This is a genomic window from Rhizobium acaciae (assembly GCF_025941625.1).
Taxonomy (GTDB): Bacteria; Pseudomonadota; Alphaproteobacteria; order Rhizobiales; family Rhizobiaceae; genus Rhizobium; species Rhizobium acaciae.
In genome coordinates, this window is sequence record NZ_JAPCZO010000067.1 from 1 (window position 1) to 1796 (window position 1796).

1 protein-coding gene is annotated in these 1796 nt (G+C 67.3%); it reads left to right on the forward strand.

Annotation, left to right across the window (positions count from 1 at the left end):
• A partial coding sequence (locus OLZ32_RS39075; protein WP_264425719.1) for a condensation domain-containing protein occupies positions 1 to 1796 on the forward strand: 1796 nt, incomplete at both ends.

A 1796-nucleotide genomic window follows, 5' to 3' on the forward strand; every position in this document is an offset into this window, starting at 1 on the left:
CACGACAACTTCTTCGAACTCGGCGGCCATTCGCTTTTGGCCGTGCAGCTGATGGAGCGGCTGCGGCGGCTGTCGCTCGGGGTGGAGGTGCGCACCTTGTTCGCCACCCCGGTGCTTTGCGATCTGGCCGCCAGCCTGGGCAGCCATCACGAGGTGGCGGTGCCTGCCAACCTGATCGGCGAGAAGAGCGCGGCGATCACGCCGCAGATGCTGCCGCTGATCGATCTGACCCAACAGGAGATCGACCGGATCGTGTCGACGGTGCCGGGCGGGGTCGCCAACATCCAGGATATCTATGGCCTGTCGCCGCTGCAGGACGGCATTGTGTTCCACCATCTGCTGGCCAGCCAGGGCGATCCGTATCTGCTCGTCAGTGAGATGGCCTTTGCCGATCGCGGTGTGCTCGATCGCTACCTTGCTGCGGTTCAGCAGGTGGTGGACCGGCACGACATTCTGCGCACGGCCTTTGTCTGGGAGGGACTGTCGAGCCCGGCGCAGGTGGTCTGGCGCAAGGCGGCCCTGGATGTGAGCGAGGTCGAGCTGGACGAGAATGACGGTCCCGGTCGTGAGCAGCTGAAGCGCCGGTTCGATCCGCGTCAGTATCGCATCGATCTTGGCCGGGCGCCCTTGTTGCGGTTTGTGATCGCGCGCGAGCCGGGCAGCACACGCTGGCTGCTGCTGGAGCTGCAGCATCATCTGATCGGCGATCACACGACGCTGGAGGTCATGCATGCCGAGGTGCGGGCGGTGCTGGAAGGGCGCGGGCATGCGCTGGCCGCACCGCAGCCGTTCCGCAATCTGGTGGCGCAGGCCCGTCTCGGCGTTTCGTCCGAAGAGCATGAAGCGTTCTTCCGGACGATGCTGGCCGACATCGACGAGCCGACGCTGCCGTTCGGGCTGATCGAGGTGCATGGCGACGGCAGCGGGGTTGGCGAGGCGCATCGGATGCTGCCGCAGGCGCTGAACGACCGGCTGCGGGCCCAGGCTCGGCGGCTGAGAGTAAGCCTGGCGAGCCTTTGCCATCTGGCCTGGGGCCAGGTGGTGGCGCTGAGCAGCGGGCGCGAGCAGGTGGTGTTCGCCACGGTGCTGTTCGGCCGCATGCAGGCGGGTACGGGCGCCGATCGCACAATGGGCCTGTTCATCAACACCCTGCCGGTGCGGCTGGATCTGGATGGGACCGGAGTTGAGGAAAGTCTGCGCAGCACCCATGCACGGCTTGCCGAGCTGCTCACACACGAGCATGCCTCGCTGGCCTTGGCGCAACGCTGCAGCGGCGTTGCAGCACCGGCGCCGCTGTTCAGCGCGCTGTTGAACTACCGCCACAACACGCCGGCGGCCGTGGCCGGCACGACAACCGATGATGGTCTGTCCGGCGTGGAATGGCTGGGCGGCGAGGAGCGCACCAACTATCCGCTGACCTTGTCGGTTGAGGATTATGGCGAGGCGCTCGGCCTCACCGCGCAGGTGGTCGAGCCGGTCTCCGCGGATCGGGTGTGCGGCTACATGCAGCGGGCGCTCGAGCAACTGGCCGAGGCGCTCGAGCATGCCCCTGACACGCCAGTGCGAGAGCTCGACATCCTGCCGGCGACCGAGCGCACCTATTTGCTGGAGGAGCTGAACCGGACGGCGGCGCCTTACCCCTCGGAGCGGTGCATCCACGAGCTGTTCGAGGCGCAGGTGCGCCAGGCGCCCGAGGCGGTGGCGGTGGTGCATGAGGACGAGCGGGTGAGCTATGGCGAACTCAACGCGCGGGCCAACCGGCTGGCCCATCATCTGATCGGGCTCGGGGTCAAGCC